Source organism: Candidatus Phytoplasma citri (genome assembly GCF_002009625.1).
Classification (GTDB): Bacteria; Bacillota_I; Bacilli_A; order Acholeplasmatales; family Acholeplasmataceae; genus Phytoplasma; species Phytoplasma citri.
Genome location: NZ_MWKN01000076.1, coordinates 1 through 579, shown reverse-complemented (window position 1 = coordinate 579; position 579 = coordinate 1). Strand labels below are relative to the sequence as shown.

The window sequence follows — 579 nt, the reverse complement described above, 5'->3', positions numbered from 1 at the left end:
TAACAATTGTTTGATAGGTCCGGATTATTTCTAATTCGTCTCTATCCGCTAAAGCTTCATCATGTTTCACCTTCCCTTTTAACCAATTATATTCGTATCCGTATTCTTTGGCTTTCGCTTGGGGAATTTGGATTTGGACTTTACCGTTGAAGGAATTCTTTGTGGATTTCCCTGTACGGGTTTTATTGGTGGGATTTACCTTTATCATGTAGGATAAAAACCTTGTTCCTTTGTTGGCTTTAACAATCTTTGATTTATTCATGCTAATAGTAAGTTTCAAATCTTGTTCTAGCCATTGCGTTACTCGGTTCTTAATCCCTTCGGCTTTGTCATATTCGCCCTTAATTCCGATGATAAAATCATCAGCGTAGCGGATGTATTCAACTCTTGGTTTTGGATTTTGATTAATATCTCTGTCAATCCCCAATCTATGGTGCTGGTTTTTACGCCATGCTTTCCCATATTCCGGATTCCCTTTCCTAATTGGTTTTCCTTCTTTAATCAGTTCCTCCATTTTTAGGTCCATGTAATGTAAATATACATTCGCCAATAAGGGGGAAATAATCCCTCCTTGAGGAG

General features: G+C 37.7%; 1 protein-coding gene. It reads right to left on the bottom strand.

Annotated elements, in window-relative coordinates:
- Positions 1 to 579 (bottom strand): reverse transcriptase/maturase family protein (locus B2G44_RS01965; RefSeq protein ID WP_219335503.1); only part of this gene is annotated, 579 nt, incomplete at both ends.